Annotated in this window: 23 protein-coding genes and 1 tRNA gene; 19 read left to right on the forward strand and 5 right to left on the reverse strand. The window is 36.9% G+C overall.

Annotated features, from left to right (window positions below; genetic code table 11):
- Window positions 1–170: 170 nt before the first annotated feature.
- Complete coding sequence (locus Rain11_RS12625) at window positions 171–797, reverse strand: Arm DNA-binding domain-containing protein (protein WP_101359732.1); 627 nt, start codon at window positions 795–797, stop codon at window positions 171–173.
- Window positions 798–862: 65 nt separating this feature from the next.
- On the opposite strand from Rain11_RS12625, the gene Rain11_RS12630 reads away from it, so the two are divergent.
- Both Rain11_RS12630 and Rain11_RS12635 read left to right on the forward strand, forming a co-directional pair.
- Window positions 863–1549 carry a VapE domain-containing protein gene (locus Rain11_RS12630; protein WP_101359733.1) on the forward strand — a complete coding sequence of 229 codons (687 nt, stop codon included), beginning with the start codon at window positions 863–865 and terminating at the stop codon, window positions 1547–1549.
- 370 nt (window positions 1550–1919) lie between these two features.
- On the forward strand, window positions 1920–2345 hold the full coding sequence (locus Rain11_RS12635; RefSeq protein ID WP_101359734.1) for a hypothetical protein: 426 nt from the start codon (window positions 1920–1922) through the stop codon (window positions 2343–2345).
- 2 nt (window positions 2346–2347) lie between these two features.
- Here Rain11_RS12635 and Rain11_RS12640 read toward each other — a convergent pair whose 3' ends face one another.
- On the reverse strand, window positions 2348–2611 hold the full coding sequence (locus Rain11_RS12640) for a hypothetical protein (RefSeq protein WP_101359735.1): 264 nt from the start codon (window positions 2609–2611) through the stop codon (window positions 2348–2350).
- 166 nt (window positions 2612–2777) lie between these two features.
- Here Rain11_RS12640 and Rain11_RS12645 point away from each other — a divergent pair, with 166 nt between their 5' ends.
- Genes Rain11_RS12645 through Rain11_RS12720 form a run of 17 tightly spaced genes read left to right on the forward strand, consistent with a single transcriptional unit; the run spans window position 2778 to window position 12375 of the window.
- Complete coding sequence (locus Rain11_RS12645) at window positions 2778–3302, forward strand: hypothetical protein (RefSeq protein ID WP_101359736.1); 525 nt, start codon at window positions 2778–2780, stop codon at window positions 3300–3302.
- Window positions 3299–4552: a transglutaminase domain-containing protein gene (locus Rain11_RS12650; protein ID WP_101359737.1), complete on the forward strand. Its 1254-nt coding sequence runs from the start codon at window positions 3299–3301 to the stop codon at window positions 4550–4552. The genes Rain11_RS12645 and Rain11_RS12650 overlap by 4 nt, the downstream gene beginning before the upstream one ends.
- An 11-nt stretch (window positions 4553–4563) precedes the next feature.
- Complete coding sequence (locus Rain11_RS13950) at window positions 4564–4740, forward strand: hypothetical protein (protein ID WP_165778140.1); 177 nt, start codon at window positions 4564–4566, stop codon at window positions 4738–4740.
- Between the two features lie 3 nt (window positions 4741–4743).
- On the forward strand, window positions 4744–5217 hold the full coding sequence (locus tag Rain11_RS12655) for a hypothetical protein (RefSeq protein WP_101359738.1): 474 nt from the start codon (window positions 4744–4746) through the stop codon (window positions 5215–5217).
- Window positions 5218–5230: 13 nt separating this feature from the next.
- The gene (locus Rain11_RS12660) at window positions 5231–5911 is read left to right on the forward strand and encodes a hypothetical protein (protein ID WP_101359739.1); all 681 of its coding nucleotides are present in this window, start codon (window positions 5231–5233) and stop codon (window positions 5909–5911) included.
- A gap of 53 nt (window positions 5912–5964) precedes the next feature.
- The gene (locus tag Rain11_RS12665; protein ID WP_101359740.1) at window positions 5965–6342 is read left to right on the forward strand and encodes a hypothetical protein; all 378 of its coding nucleotides are present in this window, start codon (window positions 5965–5967) and stop codon (window positions 6340–6342) included.
- Window positions 6332–6955, forward strand: a complete 624-nt coding sequence (locus tag Rain11_RS12670; RefSeq protein WP_101359741.1) for a hypothetical protein — start codon at window positions 6332–6334, stop codon at window positions 6953–6955. The genes Rain11_RS12665 and Rain11_RS12670 overlap by 11 nt, the downstream gene beginning before the upstream one ends.
- Complete coding sequence (locus Rain11_RS12675; protein ID WP_101359742.1) at window positions 6952–7212, forward strand: hypothetical protein; 261 nt, start codon at window positions 6952–6954, stop codon at window positions 7210–7212. Before Rain11_RS12670 ends, Rain11_RS12675 begins: the two co-directional genes overlap by 4 nt.
- On the forward strand, window positions 7209–7778 hold the full coding sequence (locus Rain11_RS12680) for a hypothetical protein (RefSeq protein ID WP_101359743.1): 570 nt from the start codon (window positions 7209–7211) through the stop codon (window positions 7776–7778). Before Rain11_RS12675 ends, Rain11_RS12680 begins: the two co-directional genes overlap by 4 nt.
- Complete coding sequence (locus Rain11_RS12685) at window positions 7775–8440, forward strand: N-acetylmuramoyl-L-alanine amidase family protein (protein WP_101359744.1); 666 nt, start codon at window positions 7775–7777, stop codon at window positions 8438–8440. Before Rain11_RS12680 ends, Rain11_RS12685 begins: the two co-directional genes overlap by 4 nt.
- Window positions 8427–8669 (forward strand): hypothetical protein, encoded by a 243-nt coding sequence (locus Rain11_RS12690; RefSeq protein ID WP_101359745.1) that lies wholly within the window; start codon window positions 8427–8429, stop codon window positions 8667–8669. Before Rain11_RS12685 ends, Rain11_RS12690 begins: the two co-directional genes overlap by 14 nt.
- Window positions 8666–9307, forward strand: a complete 642-nt coding sequence (locus tag Rain11_RS12695) for a hypothetical protein (RefSeq protein WP_101359746.1) — start codon at window positions 8666–8668, stop codon at window positions 9305–9307. Before Rain11_RS12690 ends, Rain11_RS12695 begins: the two co-directional genes overlap by 4 nt.
- The gene (locus Rain11_RS12700) at window positions 9307–9954 is read left to right on the forward strand and encodes a hypothetical protein (RefSeq protein WP_101359747.1); all 648 of its coding nucleotides are present in this window, start codon (window positions 9307–9309) and stop codon (window positions 9952–9954) included. The genes Rain11_RS12695 and Rain11_RS12700 overlap by 1 nt, the downstream gene beginning before the upstream one ends.
- On the forward strand, window positions 9954–10682 hold the full coding sequence (locus Rain11_RS12705) for a hypothetical protein (protein WP_101359748.1): 729 nt from the start codon (window positions 9954–9956) through the stop codon (window positions 10680–10682). The genes Rain11_RS12700 and Rain11_RS12705 overlap by 1 nt, the downstream gene beginning before the upstream one ends.
- Complete coding sequence (locus tag Rain11_RS12710; protein WP_101359749.1) at window positions 10679–10903, forward strand: hypothetical protein; 225 nt, start codon at window positions 10679–10681, stop codon at window positions 10901–10903. Before Rain11_RS12705 ends, Rain11_RS12710 begins: the two co-directional genes overlap by 4 nt.
- Window positions 10881–12203, forward strand: a complete 1323-nt coding sequence (locus Rain11_RS12715; RefSeq protein ID WP_165778141.1) for a ParB/RepB/Spo0J family partition protein — start codon at window positions 10881–10883, stop codon at window positions 12201–12203. Before Rain11_RS12710 ends, Rain11_RS12715 begins: the two co-directional genes overlap by 23 nt.
- Window positions 12196–12375 carry a hypothetical protein gene (locus Rain11_RS12720; RefSeq protein ID WP_101359751.1) on the forward strand — a complete coding sequence of 60 codons (180 nt, stop codon included), beginning with the start codon at window positions 12196–12198 and terminating at the stop codon, window positions 12373–12375. The genes Rain11_RS12715 and Rain11_RS12720 overlap by 8 nt, the downstream gene beginning before the upstream one ends.
- A 26-nt stretch (window positions 12376–12401) precedes the next feature.
- Here the strand turns inward: Rain11_RS12720 and Rain11_RS12725 are convergent, their stop codons facing one another.
- The 3 genes from Rain11_RS12725 to Rain11_RS12735 all read right to left on the reverse strand — a co-directional run bounded on the left by Rain11_RS12725 (window position 12402) and on the right by Rain11_RS12735 (window position 14939).
- A complete protein-coding gene (locus Rain11_RS12725) occupies window positions 12402–13586 on the reverse strand; it encodes a tyrosine-type recombinase/integrase (protein WP_101359752.1) in 1185 nt (394 codons plus the stop codon).
- A 177-nt stretch (window positions 13587–13763) separates the two neighbouring features.
- A tRNA-Val gene (locus Rain11_RS12730) sits at window positions 13764–13838 on the reverse strand.
- A 102-nt stretch (window positions 13839–13940) separates the two neighbouring features.
- A complete protein-coding gene (locus Rain11_RS12735; RefSeq protein ID WP_101359753.1) occupies window positions 13941–14939 on the reverse strand; it encodes a 3-oxoacyl-ACP synthase III family protein in 999 nt (332 codons plus the stop codon).
- Window positions 14940–15128: the final 189 nt, after the last annotated feature.

The following is a 15128-nucleotide window of genomic DNA, read 5'->3' on the forward strand; positions in this document are numbered from 1 at the left end:
ACCAATTCAAGGCTTTAATCATACGCTATGAAACCAGAGTAGATACGTGGGTAAATTTGTTAATTTTATCCTTTATGGTCATTTTTATCCGAAGAATTATCAAAAAAAATAAATCCTAAACAACCTCATTATCTTTGCTTAAGATTTCCATGAAAAGTAATATTTTAGTTTCAGCACCTAAATATACAACTTTCATTGGAAATCTTTTTCAATCCTAAACAACTTCTAACTATAAAAACAGCTTTCAGCCACGAAAAATAATTGTTATACGTGGTTGAATTGTTTTTGGCTTTTATTTCGTCTAAATAAGCCAAAATATTAGTTTTATTGATACTTTCTGCGGGTTGGTATAAAAGATTGTTCTTTTCTAAAAAGTGCTTAAACTTCTGAAAATAGGATTTGTCTCTGAAATTGGTTGTGCTTGCATTGTGGTTAGCTCTGATTTCTTGCACTTTTTCCAAAGCCTGACAAATGGTTATGGTGGGTTGTTTTGTTTCTATTCTTGTGTTTTTGCCTAAAAAAGTGTTTTTGATGTCTTGCAAGGTATAGTTTTTGCTTTGTGCTTCAAATTTCGGTTTGATTTCAATCAATGAATTGCGAATTTTACTAATAGCTTCATTGATGAAGTTACTATTTTCACCGAAAGCCTTTTGCTTGGATTGTTTCCAGTTTTTTGGCTCAATAGAAAGGGGCGTTCCGATGTCAATTTTTTTTCCTTCAATGGAAATAGTGCAAATAATTTGTGCTGTGCCTTTACGGGTAATGTAGTTCTTACGAACCCAAAACAAGATATTCATTTTTTTAGCATAGATTTTAAGGGTTTAGGTTACTAAACCCAAGTGTAAGAAAATTTGCAAGCGTTTTGCAAGCGAATTTTGAGAAAGTGGGACGGGTTTTTGAGCAGAAAAGCCAAAAAAAAACTCTAAAACCCGCAAGTTTTAGAGCCAAAACAATTTTCGTGGAGTTTGACGAGTTAAGTACGCTTGCCCGTGCCGAAATCAATACGCTTAAATCTTATTTTTCAAAGGATACTATAAAAGTGCGTTTGCCTTATGAACCCAAAGCAACCAGCGTGAAGCGGGTTGCCAATTTCTTTGCAAGCACCAATAACGAGGATTTTTTAACAGACCCAACGGGTTCGGTGCGGTGGGTGGCTTTTTACACGCACTCCATAAACTTTGAGTATAGCCAAAAAATTGATGTAAATGCGGTTTGGTGGCAGGCTTATCAAGCCTACAAAGCAGGCGAAACGGGAAAACTCACGCAAGAGGAAATCGCTATCAACGAAACAAGAAACCTACAATTTACGAAAATAAGTAGCGAAATAGAACTTTTGCAAAGATTTTGCGAACCAACTGACAACGAGTTTTTAGGCGAATTTTTGACAGTTTCAGAAATTCATGAACGATTATCGCAATTAAGCCCAATCAAAACAAATGTAATTTTATTAGGTAAAGCCCTTCAATTCCTTAAATATGAAAGAACTTCAAAACGAATTGAAGGCAGTAAATTTCCGAAATACGGCTACTACATAATTTTTAATAAATAGACAAAAATAAAAAAAGTGCAATTTTTGAAGGCACTTTTTTTTTTGCTTTTTTTTAAAAAAGTGAAGAATCTCAAAACCATCTTACTACACTTACTACATTACTACAAATGCGAAACAAGCAAAGGGGGGGGGATTTTTCTAAAATTTTGTAGTAAGATGTAGTAAGATGGTGAGACTTGTAGTAAGGTATTTTGTAGTAAGTTGTAATTTGTAGTAAGAAGCTCCTTACTACAAAAATATGCGAATACAGAAAGTTGAGCGGGATTTTTTGATTTGTAGTAATGTAGTAAGATGAATTTGAATTTTTGTAAACTTTCTATTAGTGTATAACCTTAAAAATTCTTACTTTTGTACAAAAAAAATTTACCTTATGGGATATAGTTTGGAGGGTATAGGAATGGCACGCCCCGCCGTTTCTCACCAACAATTTGCAAGAAACATTGTGATAAATTTTTACTTGCTTACCAAGTTTGAAAAGTTTGAAGCATTCCAAGAAGGCACGGCAAACAATAAGCCTACTTGTGAGAAAGTGCCTGATATTACTTTTGTAGATATTGAAACCGAAAAAGTTTTGGTTTCGGTGGAAATAGAAAAGATTTGGAGCGGTGCAACTATTTGGAAAATAGAAAATGAACTTATCAAAAAATACAAACACCAAGAAGTTTTCTTGTACAATTACCGAAAAAATCTTTGGCGAAAATACTATAAAAAAGGCAAAGAAATTTTATTTGCTGAAACTGCTTACAGCGATGTTCTGCAAATAAATTTGGCTGATTTATTGGCGTTAAATAAGTGATTTTAGCTTGATTTTCGACTGATTTTTGGCTGATTTTTGGCTGATTTTTGGCTGATTTCAGCCTGATTTTCGGATGATTTTTCGGGTAAGCGACAATGCAAAAAGTCGCTCCACACGTCAAAGGGGATAAAGGCTTCTTTGTGGTTTATTCCGAAAATTTTTTTGCAAGTCCTTATTAACTCAAAAGCTTTGTTTCTGCTATATCCATACCATTGCATAATATCTTTGGCACGAACAATTTGTATTTTTTCGGGTAGCTCACTCATATTTTGGTTATTTTAGTGCTTAAAGATAGTAAAAAAATAAGTTTCAAACAATATTAAAAAATCCCAAATAGTGCCTTTTAGTGCTTTTTTGTAACAAAAGGTGTTTTATTTTACCCATTACTATTGCCCTCCTGCGGGGCATTTTTCATTTTTGTAACAAAAAGAAATGTTTTGGTTAGCTCTTTTAGGTACGATAGCTTTTTTGGGTTTAAGACGTGCAAGCGTTGCACAAAATAACTTGGTAGTGGGCATAAATGCTTTTAGAATACACCAAGTAAGTACATCAGGAATAAAGGCTTTTGTAACGCTTGGTGTGGTAAATAGCTCAAACCAAACTTATACGATAAGCAAAATTTTTCTGTTGCTAAAATATCCAAAAGGCAACCTTACAAACAGCTTTGACAATGTTCTTGCAACGGCTGAAAATGCAAGCACACACGTAATAAACCCAAGAAGTACAAAAGAAATACAACTTGAAATCAATATTCCAGCCCTCAAACTGCTAAACGTTTTGAAGGAATATTTTTTCAGCAATACAAAAATGATAGGAGAAGTAACAGGAACGATAGCATTTTCAGGGCAAAGTTCTGGTTTTAATATTCCACCTTTTGAGGTGGATATAAGACAACGCCTAAAAGATATAAGCTCACAATTGCAAGGAATATTACAATTTTTGGGTAAAAAGAAATGATACCGACACCAAATTTTAGAGAGGAGCTGAAAGTAATTGCAGGCGGTACCGAAGACATCATAAAAGAAATTTTGCGGGTTTATAGAAAGTATTTGCCACAACTGAAAGAATTTTCAAAAAATTTTCAAGTGCCTTGCAAATGCCCCGTGAAAGTTGCCGAAAAAATTTGGTGGTTCTTAAAACAAAATTTACGCTACCAAAAAGACCCCAAAGGCGTGCAATACATCAAAAGCCCTGCAAGAGCATTGCATGATGGTTTTGGAGACTGCAAAACGTTCAGCATAGTTGCGATGTCAATTTTGCACCATTTGGGAATAAAGGCATTTTTCAGATTTACAACATACAACCCCGATAGAAATTATCATCATGTTTATGTGGTTATTCCACACGGAAACGATGAAAACGATGAAATAAAATTGGATGCCACTTGGCACAGCTTCAATAGCGAAAAACTACCATACATAAAAAAACTTGATGTTATGCCTGATATTTATGAAGTTTCAGGAATTGAAGGAGCGGGAATGGGCGAAATTGCAGAAATCGCAAACGCTTCAGAAAGTGTGAAAGCTGAAATCCGAAAAGAGCTTGAAAATATGAAAGCCTTTTTGGATAAGTACAGCCAAAACGAAAAAGAAAAGCAACTTCTTAATGATGTAATTACCGCTTTTGATACAGCTTTCTTTGAAGGTGCAATTTTGAAAGCTATTGAAAACAGCGAAATGGACGTTTTCTACACAACCATTTTGCGGGTTTTCAGGGGCGTTGAGAAAGCTCAAAGAGGTGTTGAAATAGGAGCTTTGCCACTTGCCGCAGGCGTGGCGGTTGGGCGTGGCGTTGTGAATTTCGTAAGGCGTGGCGGGCTTAAAAAGGTTGGCAATGTTGCAAAAAACGTATTTAGACGAAAGTCAAAAAATCTTTCTTTGCCCAAAGGTGCAAAACAGCGGAGAGGCTTATTGGGGCGTTTGATTGATAAGGCAAAAAGCAAAATCAAACAAGTTCAGCAAGGCGAGCAACAACCCGAACAAGATACCACACAAGAGCAAGCCCCCAACACCCAAGAGCAAACACCAAACACAAACTTGAATTTACAAACGCAAAACTTGCGGGCAAGCAGTCCCGAAACACAAGACCCCACAAATCAGGCACAAGGGCAGGGGCAGACTTTGGAACTAAATCAGCAACAAACAGGAACCCCCCCAATGCTTTGGGTTGCCTTTGTTGCTGGCGTATTCTTACTAATGAAAAAATAAATTTTACTGCTATGGCAAAAAGAAAATATCCCAAAAAACCCAAAAGACCAAAAAACTCAGCCTCGCTAAATACTTGGCTGAAATACGAACAGCGTCTAAAAGAATGGCAACAAAAATGCAAAGACATTGACAACGCTAAAAAACGCAAAGAAGAAATTATCAAACGTGTAACCAAACTTGCCGCATAGAATATGAAAAACATTGATTTCAAAGCAATATTGATGAAAGTCGGCGGCACTGGTGCGGGTGCTATCGGTGCAAATGCGATTTACAAAATTTTGCCTTCAACCATGCGACCACTTTTCAAAGGTGGCATTTTGATTGTAGCAGGTGCAGTTTTGCCAAAACTTGGCAAAAAAGCGGCTATTTTGGAAGACATCGGAGCGGGTATGATTGCTTTCGGTGTGCTTGCCGTAGCCAAAGGGCAATTTAACTTAAATTTGAACTTGGCTGAAATTGCAGAAGTTGCCAGCCCTGTTGCTTCACAAGAAGTGCGATACATACCTGAGGAGGTTATGAATACAGTTGAACTTGCCGAAGCTATCAACGGCATTCAGGAGATTGCGGAAAGTTTATCAGGCGACGAGGACGTTGCAAGCTATTACGATGAAGTAGCCGACGAGGACGAAGCCCAAGTCGCAGAGTTTCAAGAGGACGTTTATTAAAAAAAAAAATAGTATGAAAATGATACCAACCCGAACAAGAAGCGTGTTGCAAATGGCACAACAGAGGTTTCCTAATAAAACCGCTACACAAAGTTATTTACTTGCTTCCGTGCCACTAAAAAACAATCAAACTAATTACAAGTTTGATTTTAATCAAAAAACCGAGTTTCCTAACGTGTATTTGAATAGCACGGATACATTTATTTGCGACAAGTTAGGATTTTTCCTTGCCGCAGTAAAAAGAAGCGAAAGAGGCACAGAATATTTACAAACTTATCCGAATGTAAATATTTTTCCAACCCTTACGCCTCCTCCTGCTACTCTTGCAACAGGAAGCCCAGCAAGTCAAAGAAACGAACATTTGTATTTAGTCTATAACGGCTATTACAAAGTAGTTTTGGACAACAAGGTTTATTTTGAAAAAATGGATATGCACCGTCATTTGTATATCCCTCAAACTCAAACTAACGTTGAACCAACTGCAAGTCGTGAAAGCACTTTGGCTGGCTATGTAAATCTTGAGCCGTTTATCATCTTTAACGGTGAGAAAAAGCACGAAATTGAAGTTGTTTTGCCTTCCGTTTCAAATATGCTCATTGAAGCTGTAAGGCAAATTACCCCTGACACCCAAGACAAAGACCACCTGCTTGTTTGTAAAGCACTTGGCGTACTTGTGTCAAGCGGAGCAAGGTAAGCCCCCCATTGTTTTGCCCCGTAAGGGGCTTTTTTTTCTAAAAAAATACTGCTATGCTCATACAAGTTACAGAAAAAGAGGCAATTAGCGTCATTTCCGTAAAAGTCCAAGCGGGACGGACTGAATACAAATTTTTAGACCAATACCTTTTTAAAGACAGAAAAATTGTAGGCATTTACGCAAGCAATGATTACATAAATAATGCAGACGTGGATAATTTGCAAAAGAAAGCACGTTTGAACTTACTTGAAACGACTGGTAAGTGGGCAATTGATGGGCTAAAAGTTTGCGACTTGCGTACTTATGCAACGGCTTTTCAAATCCGTTCGGGTAAGATTGCTTGGGAAAAATCTACCTTGATACTGGAAACAGCTCCAACCCCTAGCGAAATTGACAAAGTAATAAACCTTATTGTCGTATATGAAAAATGAGGTATTGGAGTGGGCAAAGCTAAACGCCTTACAATTTTGGCGAATTGTGGATAAAAACACAGGCAACCCCGTTGCCCGTTTTGATGATGAAGAAAGCGACCTTGCCACCAGTTTAGATTTCCTTGCCCAAAACATTACTTTTTTGAAAGATGGCAAATATAGCCTTTTCGGCAGAAAGCACCCAAAAGCGACAGCGGCGGAGTTAGAATATCAGTTCCATATTGGCAACCCGAAAGAAATTGCAGGAGCTTACAGCAATAGCGAAATCGGCTATATTATGCAAATTGAAAGCCTAAAACGCGAGCTTGACAAAAAAGAAATGGAGTTTCAAATGAAACTCTTGCAAATGAAAATGAAAGCTGATGGAGATAAAGAAGATATGCTTGATAAAGTTTCAAGGTTATTTGAATTACTGCAAAAAACCGAAAAGCCTGAAATTGCAGGCACGCAAGAATTAAGCAAGGAACAAGAAAAGTTAAGCCAAAATCTTGAAAAATTGAGTAAATTCCTTTCTGTTGAGGAGTTAATAACCTTAACGGGAAATTTGGCTAATCTTTTGGCTTTGAATGCTGATTTAGTGAAAGATAGCTTGCGTAAAAATAAACTGCTATGAAAATGGAAAAATTGCGAAATGTATTTGAATACATCAAAGAAGACCAACGCATTGTAAGCGATGGTTTTGTACAAATTGTATTTCGCAATCTCGGTTCAGTTCCAGTTTCTGTTTCGGGTATTGTACTAAACCCAGGCGATACTTTTTCGCCAGTGTTTTACGGCGGTACTTACCAAGATGAGACATTTTACGAAATTAAGTTTGCAACAGGGGGTTCGCAAATTTTACTTGTAATAAAAACCTACTTAGAACTATGATACAAGGAGCGAAAAGAGTGGAAGACTATGTAAGCGAATTTGTTTTGGGCGTTATGACAAACGACCCTTTCCCCGATTTGCAAATTGTAAGAGAGGTAAGAAATGAGGAAGGCGACTCCACGCCCTCGGAGGAGACAAACGAACTTCAAACGCTGAGAAGTACGCTTACATTTATTAGAAATGCAGTAAGGGGGCGAACCAAAACAGGCTTAAACGGGCAACAATTGCCGTTTTTTGGTAGGCTTATTTCATACGAAATTTACAAAATGTACATAAGTCCCATTTTTCCAAATAACTTGATTTTGCCGAACGATTTGGAAAATTATGAAAATAAAAAAGACTTACAAGCAATGCTAATTCTGAAAACGACAGAAATACGTAATCAGTTTGGTATTGTTTGCGACCGCAGAATTGAAAGACGCGGAATTTACTGCTGGACTTACAAAGAGCTTGAGGCAATGCAAAGTAGATTATATGATTTTTTGACTGAAATAAAAATAGATTGGGACATAGGAAATTTTCGGCAAGACCTTTTCGGGTATCCTATAATTTACAAAGGCATATGAAAAAAATTGCAGTGTATATTGACGCCGGACACGGCGGAATATTTCAGGGTCGTTACTACACGCCCCCGCATATTGGAAAACTTTACACCTTTTTAGATAAAAAGGGTAAAGAGGATTTTACTATTTACGAAGGCGAAGTAAACAGAAAGATAGCTGGCAAGTTTGCGGAACTTTGCGAAAAAGAAGGAATTTTTGCAAGAAAAATTTACCACGACTATTTAGATACCCCCTTGCTTACACGTTGCCACTTGGCAAATACTTTCTTTTTGCAAGACAAATTGCAAGGCTACACCCCAATTTTGCTTTCTTTTCATTCAAACGCATTTGGCAATAGTAGCAAAGGTGAAGGCGAAGCCCCAAGAGGCTGGAGCGTTTGGACAAGCAAAGGGCAAACCGAAGCCGATAAAATTGCACAAATCTGGGCTGAGGAAACAAAAAAAATGTTTGGTAAAAAAATCACTATCCGTGAGGATTTGAGCGACGGCGACAGCGATTTTGAGGAAAATTTTACTATCCTTGTTGCTACTGTAATGCCTGCGGTTTTGGTAGAAAATTTATTTTTTACCAATAGAGAAGACGCAAAACTTTTGCTTTCAGAAGACTATCAAAATAAATCCGCCCTTGTGGCATTAAATACCGTTCAAAGATATGCAAGGGAATGAAGAAGTAATAAACGAACTTTTAGAACGTGTCAAGAAAATTGAAACGGCTCTTATTGGCGATAAAGATTTTAAGCACATGGGACTTGTGGATAAATACCACGATTTAGATGAGCGTTTGAGTATTTTAGAGGAGTTCAAAAAGAAAATTTATTGGCAAGTAACCAGTGTTGCGGGTTTTTCTGCACTTATTGTGCAACTTATTTTACAAATTAAAAACTTTTTCAGATGAAAGGGAAAGGCAAAGGCGGGATATTGTTTCTTTTGGGCTTGCTTGCGGCGATACTTATCAGTAACCAAAGTAAAGCCCAAAAGCCTATTTCACCCAACCAAAACCCAAATAAACCCGACCCAAACCCCAATAATCCGAACACTCACCCAATAGATGAACTTTCAGGACGCCAAGAAATACCAACGGAAATTCCGTATCCTACAAAAATAGAGAAACTTACAGATAGCGAAATTGGCGAAATACAGGGCTGGAATTTTGGGTTTATACAAAAAACGCAAAACAGGTGGTTCGGTGAAATAGTAAGCAACACAAATAGCAAAAGATTTATCAACCGTTTTGCGGGCATTGCTGCGGTTATGTATTTACTGCATAATTACATAACTAAACGCAATAGAAACACAATTGAAGCGATTGCCCAAGCCTGGAGTGCCAATCCTGCTCGTTTCATACGAAAGGTAAGTGAGTATTCAGGTTTTTTGCCAAATCAAACTTTACGAGCTGATACAGCTTTCCTTTTCCCACTTGCGTATGCGATTGCACTATATTTTAACCCAAAAGCAAGATTTTATCTTTCGCAAAGTGTTTTTGTTGCCTCGCTTGATGTTCTTTCAAAGTATTACAAAATAAATCTTGAATAATGGAACTTCTTTTGCTCATAGGGGGTATTTTGTTGCTTTCAGGCTCAAAAAAAGCAAAAGAGGAAAAACAAAAACCTCAACAAGGCAATTTAATTGCCCAAAATGCAAGGTTCAAAGACCCCAAACACAATGCTTTTGTAGAGAATCTTGCAAAAGAATTGGGTATCCCTGCGGGTTGGCTTTTTGGGCTGATGTACTTTGAAACAGCCAAAACATTAAGCCCACAAAGCAAAGTAAATTGCCCAGGATACTTACAAAAGACACGCTACAATTTTTGTTGTGGGGGACTGATTGGGTTTTGTCCCGTATATTCGCCGCAATATGATACTTATATTGACGGCTCAAAAGTATATCAAAAAGGAAATATTTTGGAGCAAGGAATAGACTATCAACTGAAATACGTTAGAAAATTTTTCCTTGACGGAGTGCGAAACTTTGGACGTATCAAAAGCAAATTGGATTGCTATTTAATGGTTTTCAACCCCGCAAGTATAAAATTTAGTTCAAACCCTAATCATATACTCGGCTCAAAGGGGGACGGCAACGCAGAAAGTATAAAAGCAATGAACCCCGCATTTAGGGACGAAAGGGCGAACGGTTATGTAACGATTCGCAAAATCAATGAAGTAATAAATCAGTGGTTTTAATGAAAAGGTGGTTAGTTTTTGATATAAAGACAGGCAAAACCTTTGGGTATATTCCTGCTTCTACACCCAAAGAAGCCGAAAAAATTCTTGCCAAAGAAAAAAGATGCGTTTTGGTGAAAGTTGTTTGGCAAGAAAAAACCATCGGATTTTCAGACCAGTGGATTGTTTATGAAGTTGGTGTAAAAAAAAATCCTATGCCAAACCTGCAAAATATAGGGGTTTCAAAGTATATTCATTGGGTTTGGGATAAATACACGGGAGCAAGGGCGGTTTCGGTAAAAAAAGACTACACAAAACAACCTGTTTATGATTTTTCAGGCAAAAACAAAATAGGCGAAATAGAGCATTTTTTTTATTTACCTACTGTAACAAAACCAGCATTTTTCACGAAAAAAGAAGACAGGCACTGGTATTGGACGGGTTGGGTTTATACCAATGGAAGTTCCGAATGGTTGGAAGTAAGAAACTTAATTACAGACCGAAAAGGTTGGGTAAAAAAAGACGAAAATCTTGGCTTACAAAAAACACTGCTAGAAAGTTTTTTTGAAACTATTCAAAATAGTATTACAAAGATTGATAACTCATTTCAAAAAATCGTGCAAGGGACAAAAGAGTTTTGGAGTGGTAGCGATGGAAAAGGCGGATTTTGGGGTAATTTCAAAAATGTCTTGTGGGGAAGTGTAGCATTAGGGGTAATAATCACAATAAATAAAATTATAAAAAAATGAATTTCAACCCTAAAAATATAACCAAAGACGCTTTTTTAACGTTTGTGGGCGTCTTTCTTGCAAGTCTTTGCACACTTGTAACGCTTTTTCTTGCAAGCAAAAACAGAATTACTTTTGAGCAAGCGGGCAACTTTCTTGCAATGATGTTGCCTATCCTTTTAGGTTTTTTCGGTTTAGCGGGTAGAAACAACAAAAATGATGAAGTACATCAACAAAAATAGCGGTATTTATGACGAATTTCCCAACCCCGAAGCCGCACAACCCCCGAAATTACCGAATAATTTGGGGTGTTATGCTGCAAATATGCCTATTTCTGCAATCCACACCGACACGGCACGTTTTCAAAACCGAACCAATGCTTTTTCTGAACTTTCCGCCCAAAGCGTAGCCGAAAACTTTGATAAAAATAAATTTGACCCCATCGTTGTTTGGCTTGACCCAAAGCAAAACAAATATTTTGTCCTTTCAGGGCATAGCCGTTTAGAGGGTATGAAACGCCGTAGGGCAAAAACTATCCCTGTACGTTTTTTTGAAGGTACAGAAGCAGAAGCCATACAATTTGCAAGAGTGGATGCCAATAGAAGTGCCAATCAAGAAAACTTGATTGAGGATTTGAAGGCTTACAAACTTATGCGGGACGGCGACCATAAAAAAGGCTTAAAACCCGCAACAAAAAGCGAATTAGAACGCACTTTTAAGGGTAAGCATAATAAATTAGAACTTTGGAGCTATCTCAACCCAAACGGGCTTTTTATGCAAGCTCTGCAAAGCGAAAACAGAAGCGAATTTCCGCACCTTGAAACGCGTGCCATGTGGGTGGGTGAATTGCGTAAAAAGTACGGCGATGAATTTACAAACACCTATGAAGACGACTGCTTTAATTTTATTTTTGCAGACGTTCATAATAACCGAATGAGTAAAGAGGATTTTTTTGAACTTGTTGAAAAGCGAATTTCTTGGGGTGAAGATAGGTTATTTCCTGAATGTGCAAACCTAAAATGCGAACCTGTTGAAAATATCAAAGAAAAAGGTTTATATGGTGAGCTTTACAAAAGATTAAACCAAATACAAAAAGATTTAGACACTATCAGGGAACGTTTGGCAACAAGTAAGGTTAGCATGAGAGTTTATACCGACCCTGAACGTCATGCCCTCAATTTAGTTGCTCAAAAACTCAAAGACGAACAGAAAAAAATCAAACGTGATTTGAAAATACAAGAGGAAGCACCAGGGTTGTTCGGTGATGATGATTTACCTTACTTTTTTGAAAAAGATGAAATAGATTTTTCCGCTGTAAAAACAGAGATGGAAAAATTGAACATAACTGAAAACGATATTATTTATTTGATATACAATCCTTTAACCCGAATATATGGTTTTTGGGAGTATAATTTTTTGGGATTTACAGAAAAACTATTACCTTTGTATGGGCTTGCAGTATTTGAAAAAGGAGTTTTGAAATTTTTAGAATTAAGCAAGCCAATTGAATGGGAGTTCAAAATGATTTACTGCAATGGATAAAAAACGAAGTAAAATTTATGAAAGGTGGGTAAATGCCAAATTTAAGATGCACGGGGGCAGGGAATTTTTTGAACATTTGTTGAAATTAGAAAAAGAAAGTGGCATTGAAGGTATTGCCCACAAGGTACTAAAAAGAAATAAAGACAAAGACAAAAATAATGATAAGCCGTAACAAAATTTATTTGTTACGGCTTTTTATTATATTTCAGGGGCGTTTTTGAGGATTTCCTCGTTTTCAAAAAGTCCTAAATCTTTCAAATATCTGTTGGTTTCGTCTAAACTGCTATGTCTGCACTGCATTTGAATAAACTTAATTTTCGCTCCTGCATTGTAGTAAGCCACTACCCCCGTATGTTTCCAGCAATACAAAGAATAATTTTTGGGCATACCTAATGCTTTGCATATCTTTGAAAAAGCCTCGCTGTATTTGTTTCGGCTGTAATGCAAATTCTGATAGTCTGAGAAAAGAAACTCGTTTTTGTCCCTTTCCAAAAATTTCGTTTCCAGGAAAATATTTTTGAGAATGTCAGGGATAACCACGTATTCACTTTTTTTATTCTTGGATTGTGTGCCGTCAATGTATATTTTTTGATTTTCTAAATCTACTTGTCCGACTTTGAGGCGTCTTAACTCTATTGGACGGATAAAAGTGTAAAAAATGCACATACAAAAAATATAAAGTTCGGTGTCGTATTCTTTACAGGTTTGGGCTAATATTTTGGCATGTTCTGCGGTAAATGCAACGCTTTTCGTTTGCCTTACCCTTTGCTTTTTTATCCCTTCACAAGGGTTTTTGCTAATCATTTCCCTTTGAAGCATAAGATTAAAAACGGCTTTCAAGAAAGTAAGATAATTGTTGTAAGTGATTGAATTTCCTTTGATAGTATCCAAAAAATTCAAAATATCTATCTTACTTATTTTTTCGGTGGGTTCGTGGATAAGGTTGTTTTTTTCTAAAAATTGCCTGAATTTACGGAAATAAGATTTATCACGGTGGTTAGTGGTTTCAGAATTGTTTTTGGCTCTTATGGTTTGCACCTTTTCCAAATCTTGCAAAATAGTTGTTTTGGGGTTATTCACTTCAATTTTGGTGTTTTTGCCTAAAAATTCGTTTTTGATGTCTTGCAAAGTGTAAATTTTGCCTTGAAGCTCAAAATTTTGCTTAATTTGAATAAGTGCGGTTTTGATTTTGGCAAGGGCTTCATTTACAAATAAGCTGTTTTCGCCGTAGGCCTTTTGTTTGGCTTGTTTCCAATTTTTTGGCTCAATGGCGAGTTTTGTGCCGATGTCAATTTTTTTGCCGTCAATGGAGAGGGTACAAATGATTTGTGCAGTACCTTTACGGGTTACATAATTTTTGCGAACCCAAAACAGAATATTCATTTTTTTATCATAGAATTATGGGTTTAGTTGAACTAAACCCAAATTACAAGAAAATTTGAAAGTGTTTTTTAAGTTTGAATAAAACAAATTGCAAGCGGTTTGCAAGCGATAAGACACCAAAAGGGCATAAAAAAAGCCCTAAAACTTTTTGTTTTAGAGCCAAAATAAGAATTTTTGTGGAGTTTGAGGGATTCGAACCCCCGACCCTCTGCTTGTAAGGCAGATGCTCTGAACCAGCTGAGCTAAAACTCCTTTATTTGCATTTGGGATTGCAAAGGTTTCACTTTTTTCAATAAGTTCCAAATTTTTTTTCAAAATTTTTTAGCATTTTTTTGTATATTCTTGTAAATCAGGCTACCAACGAATAAGTACAGAAGCCCAAGTAAAGCCGCTACCAAATGCCGCAAGACAAACTAAATGCCCCACTTTGAGGCGTCCTTGCTCATAAGCCTCACAGAGAGCTATGGGAATAGATGCCGCCGTAGTATTGCCATATTTCTGGATATTACTTACAATTTTTTCATCAGGCAAGTTCATTACTTGCTGAATGTACTTAGTAATGCGTAAATTGGCTTGATGTGGCACCACCAAATCCAAATCAGTTTCGGTATAACCATTCGCTTGTAGAGCTTCACGAATTACCTCAGGAAAACGCACCACAGCGTGCTTAAATACGGCTTGCCCTTGCATAACAGGTAAATGCTTGCCTTCTTCTACCATAGAAGCCCAAATACGTTGTTTGAGCCTACTCCCAGGGTGTTCAAGCATTAGGTCTTCAGCGTACTGACCCTGATAATGCAAGTGAGTAGAAAGAATTCTGTGTTGAGGATTGGTAGTAGCTTGCAATACAACAGCTCCTGCCCCATCACCAAAAAGCACCGCAAAGTTTCGGTTACGCGTGCTTAATTCTAAAACATTGGACTGAATTTCAGAACCTACTACCAATACATTTTTGTACATTCCTGTCTTGATGTACTGGTCAGCAATGGATAATCCATAGATGAATCCCGAGCATTGGGCTCTCACATCAATAGCACCAATCTCTCGAAAAGGTAACATTCTCTGCAAAAGCACACCTGAACCCGGAAAATTATAATCAGGACTTAAAGTAGCAAAAACGATTAAGTCAATATCTTGAGCTTGCAGTCCTGCCTTTTGGAGTGCCATTTTAGAGGCTTCTGCCGCCATTGTAGCAGTAGCATCTTTACCTTCGGTAAAAAAACGTCTTTCTTGGATACCTGAACGCTCTATAATCCACTCGTTTGAGGTATCCATTAGTTTTTCTAAATCAAAATTCGTAACAACATTTTCAGGGACATAGTATCCTAATCCCGTAATTTTAGAATAATACATAAAAGAATTTTTGCGTTGAAAATCATAGACGGGCAAAGCTAATAAATTCTTTGAAAAATTATCAATATGACCGCCAATTGAGGTATTTGGAAAAATAAAAAAATGGCATTTATTTAGGAAAATTTTCCAACGATTAACCTAAAAAAAATGCCAAATTTATTAGAAATCCTCCTGCTTTTACAAACAGAA

Source organism: Raineya orbicola (assembly GCF_002843425.1).
Taxonomy (GTDB): domain Bacteria; phylum Bacteroidota; class Bacteroidia; order Cytophagales; family Thermonemataceae; genus Raineya; species Raineya orbicola.

Excerpts from the sequence above, each read along its gene's own strand:
- Rain11_RS12625 (WP_101359732.1), bottom strand. The coding sequence starts at position 797 with ATGAATATCTTGTTTTGGGTTCGTAAGAACTACATTACCCGTAAAGGC.
- Rain11_RS12635 (WP_101359734.1), top strand. The coding sequence starts at position 1,920 with ATGGGATATAGTTTGGAGGGTATAGGAATGGCACGCCCCGCCGTTTCT.
- Rain11_RS12640 (WP_101359735.1), bottom strand. The coding sequence starts at position 2,611 with ATGAGTGAGCTACCCGAAAAAATACAAATTGTTCGTGCCAAAGATATT.
- Rain11_RS12645 (WP_101359736.1), top strand. The coding sequence starts at position 2,778 with ATGTTTTGGTTAGCTCTTTTAGGTACGATAGCTTTTTTGGGTTTAAGA.
- Rain11_RS12650 (WP_101359737.1), top strand. The coding sequence starts at position 3,299 with ATGATACCGACACCAAATTTTAGAGAGGAGCTGAAAGTAATTGCAGGC.
- Rain11_RS13950 (WP_165778140.1), top strand. The coding sequence starts at position 4,564 with ATGGCAAAAAGAAAATATCCCAAAAAACCCAAAAGACCAAAAAACTCA.
- Rain11_RS12655 (WP_101359738.1), top strand. The coding sequence starts at position 4,744 with ATGAAAAACATTGATTTCAAAGCAATATTGATGAAAGTCGGCGGCACT.
- Rain11_RS12660 (WP_101359739.1), top strand. The coding sequence starts at position 5,231 with ATGAAAATGATACCAACCCGAACAAGAAGCGTGTTGCAAATGGCACAA.
- Rain11_RS12665 (WP_101359740.1), top strand. The coding sequence starts at position 5,965 with ATGCTCATACAAGTTACAGAAAAAGAGGCAATTAGCGTCATTTCCGTA.
- Rain11_RS12670 (WP_101359741.1), top strand. The coding sequence starts at position 6,332 with ATGAAAAATGAGGTATTGGAGTGGGCAAAGCTAAACGCCTTACAATTT.
- Rain11_RS12675 (WP_101359742.1), top strand. The coding sequence starts at position 6,952 with ATGAAAATGGAAAAATTGCGAAATGTATTTGAATACATCAAAGAAGAC.
- Rain11_RS12680 (WP_101359743.1), top strand. The coding sequence starts at position 7,209 with ATGATACAAGGAGCGAAAAGAGTGGAAGACTATGTAAGCGAATTTGTT.
- Rain11_RS12685 (WP_101359744.1), top strand. The coding sequence starts at position 7,775 with ATGAAAAAAATTGCAGTGTATATTGACGCCGGACACGGCGGAATATTT.
- Rain11_RS12690 (WP_101359745.1), top strand. The coding sequence starts at position 8,427 with ATGCAAGGGAATGAAGAAGTAATAAACGAACTTTTAGAACGTGTCAAG.
- Rain11_RS12695 (WP_101359746.1), top strand. The coding sequence starts at position 8,666 with ATGAAAGGGAAAGGCAAAGGCGGGATATTGTTTCTTTTGGGCTTGCTT.
- Rain11_RS12700 (WP_101359747.1), top strand. The coding sequence starts at position 9,307 with ATGGAACTTCTTTTGCTCATAGGGGGTATTTTGTTGCTTTCAGGCTCA.
- Rain11_RS12705 (WP_101359748.1), top strand. The coding sequence starts at position 9,954 with ATGAAAAGGTGGTTAGTTTTTGATATAAAGACAGGCAAAACCTTTGGG.
- Rain11_RS12710 (WP_101359749.1), top strand. The coding sequence starts at position 10,679 with ATGAATTTCAACCCTAAAAATATAACCAAAGACGCTTTTTTAACGTTT.
- Rain11_RS12715 (WP_165778141.1), top strand. The coding sequence starts at position 10,881 with ATGAAGTACATCAACAAAAATAGCGGTATTTATGACGAATTTCCCAAC.
- Rain11_RS12720 (WP_101359751.1), top strand. The coding sequence starts at position 12,196 with ATGGATAAAAAACGAAGTAAAATTTATGAAAGGTGGGTAAATGCCAAA.
- Rain11_RS12725 (WP_101359752.1), bottom strand. The coding sequence starts at position 13,586 with ATGAATATTCTGTTTTGGGTTCGCAAAAATTATGTAACCCGTAAAGGT.
- Rain11_RS12735 (WP_101359753.1), bottom strand. The coding sequence starts at position 14,939 with ATGTATTATTCTAAAATTACGGGATTAGGATACTATGTCCCTGAAAAT.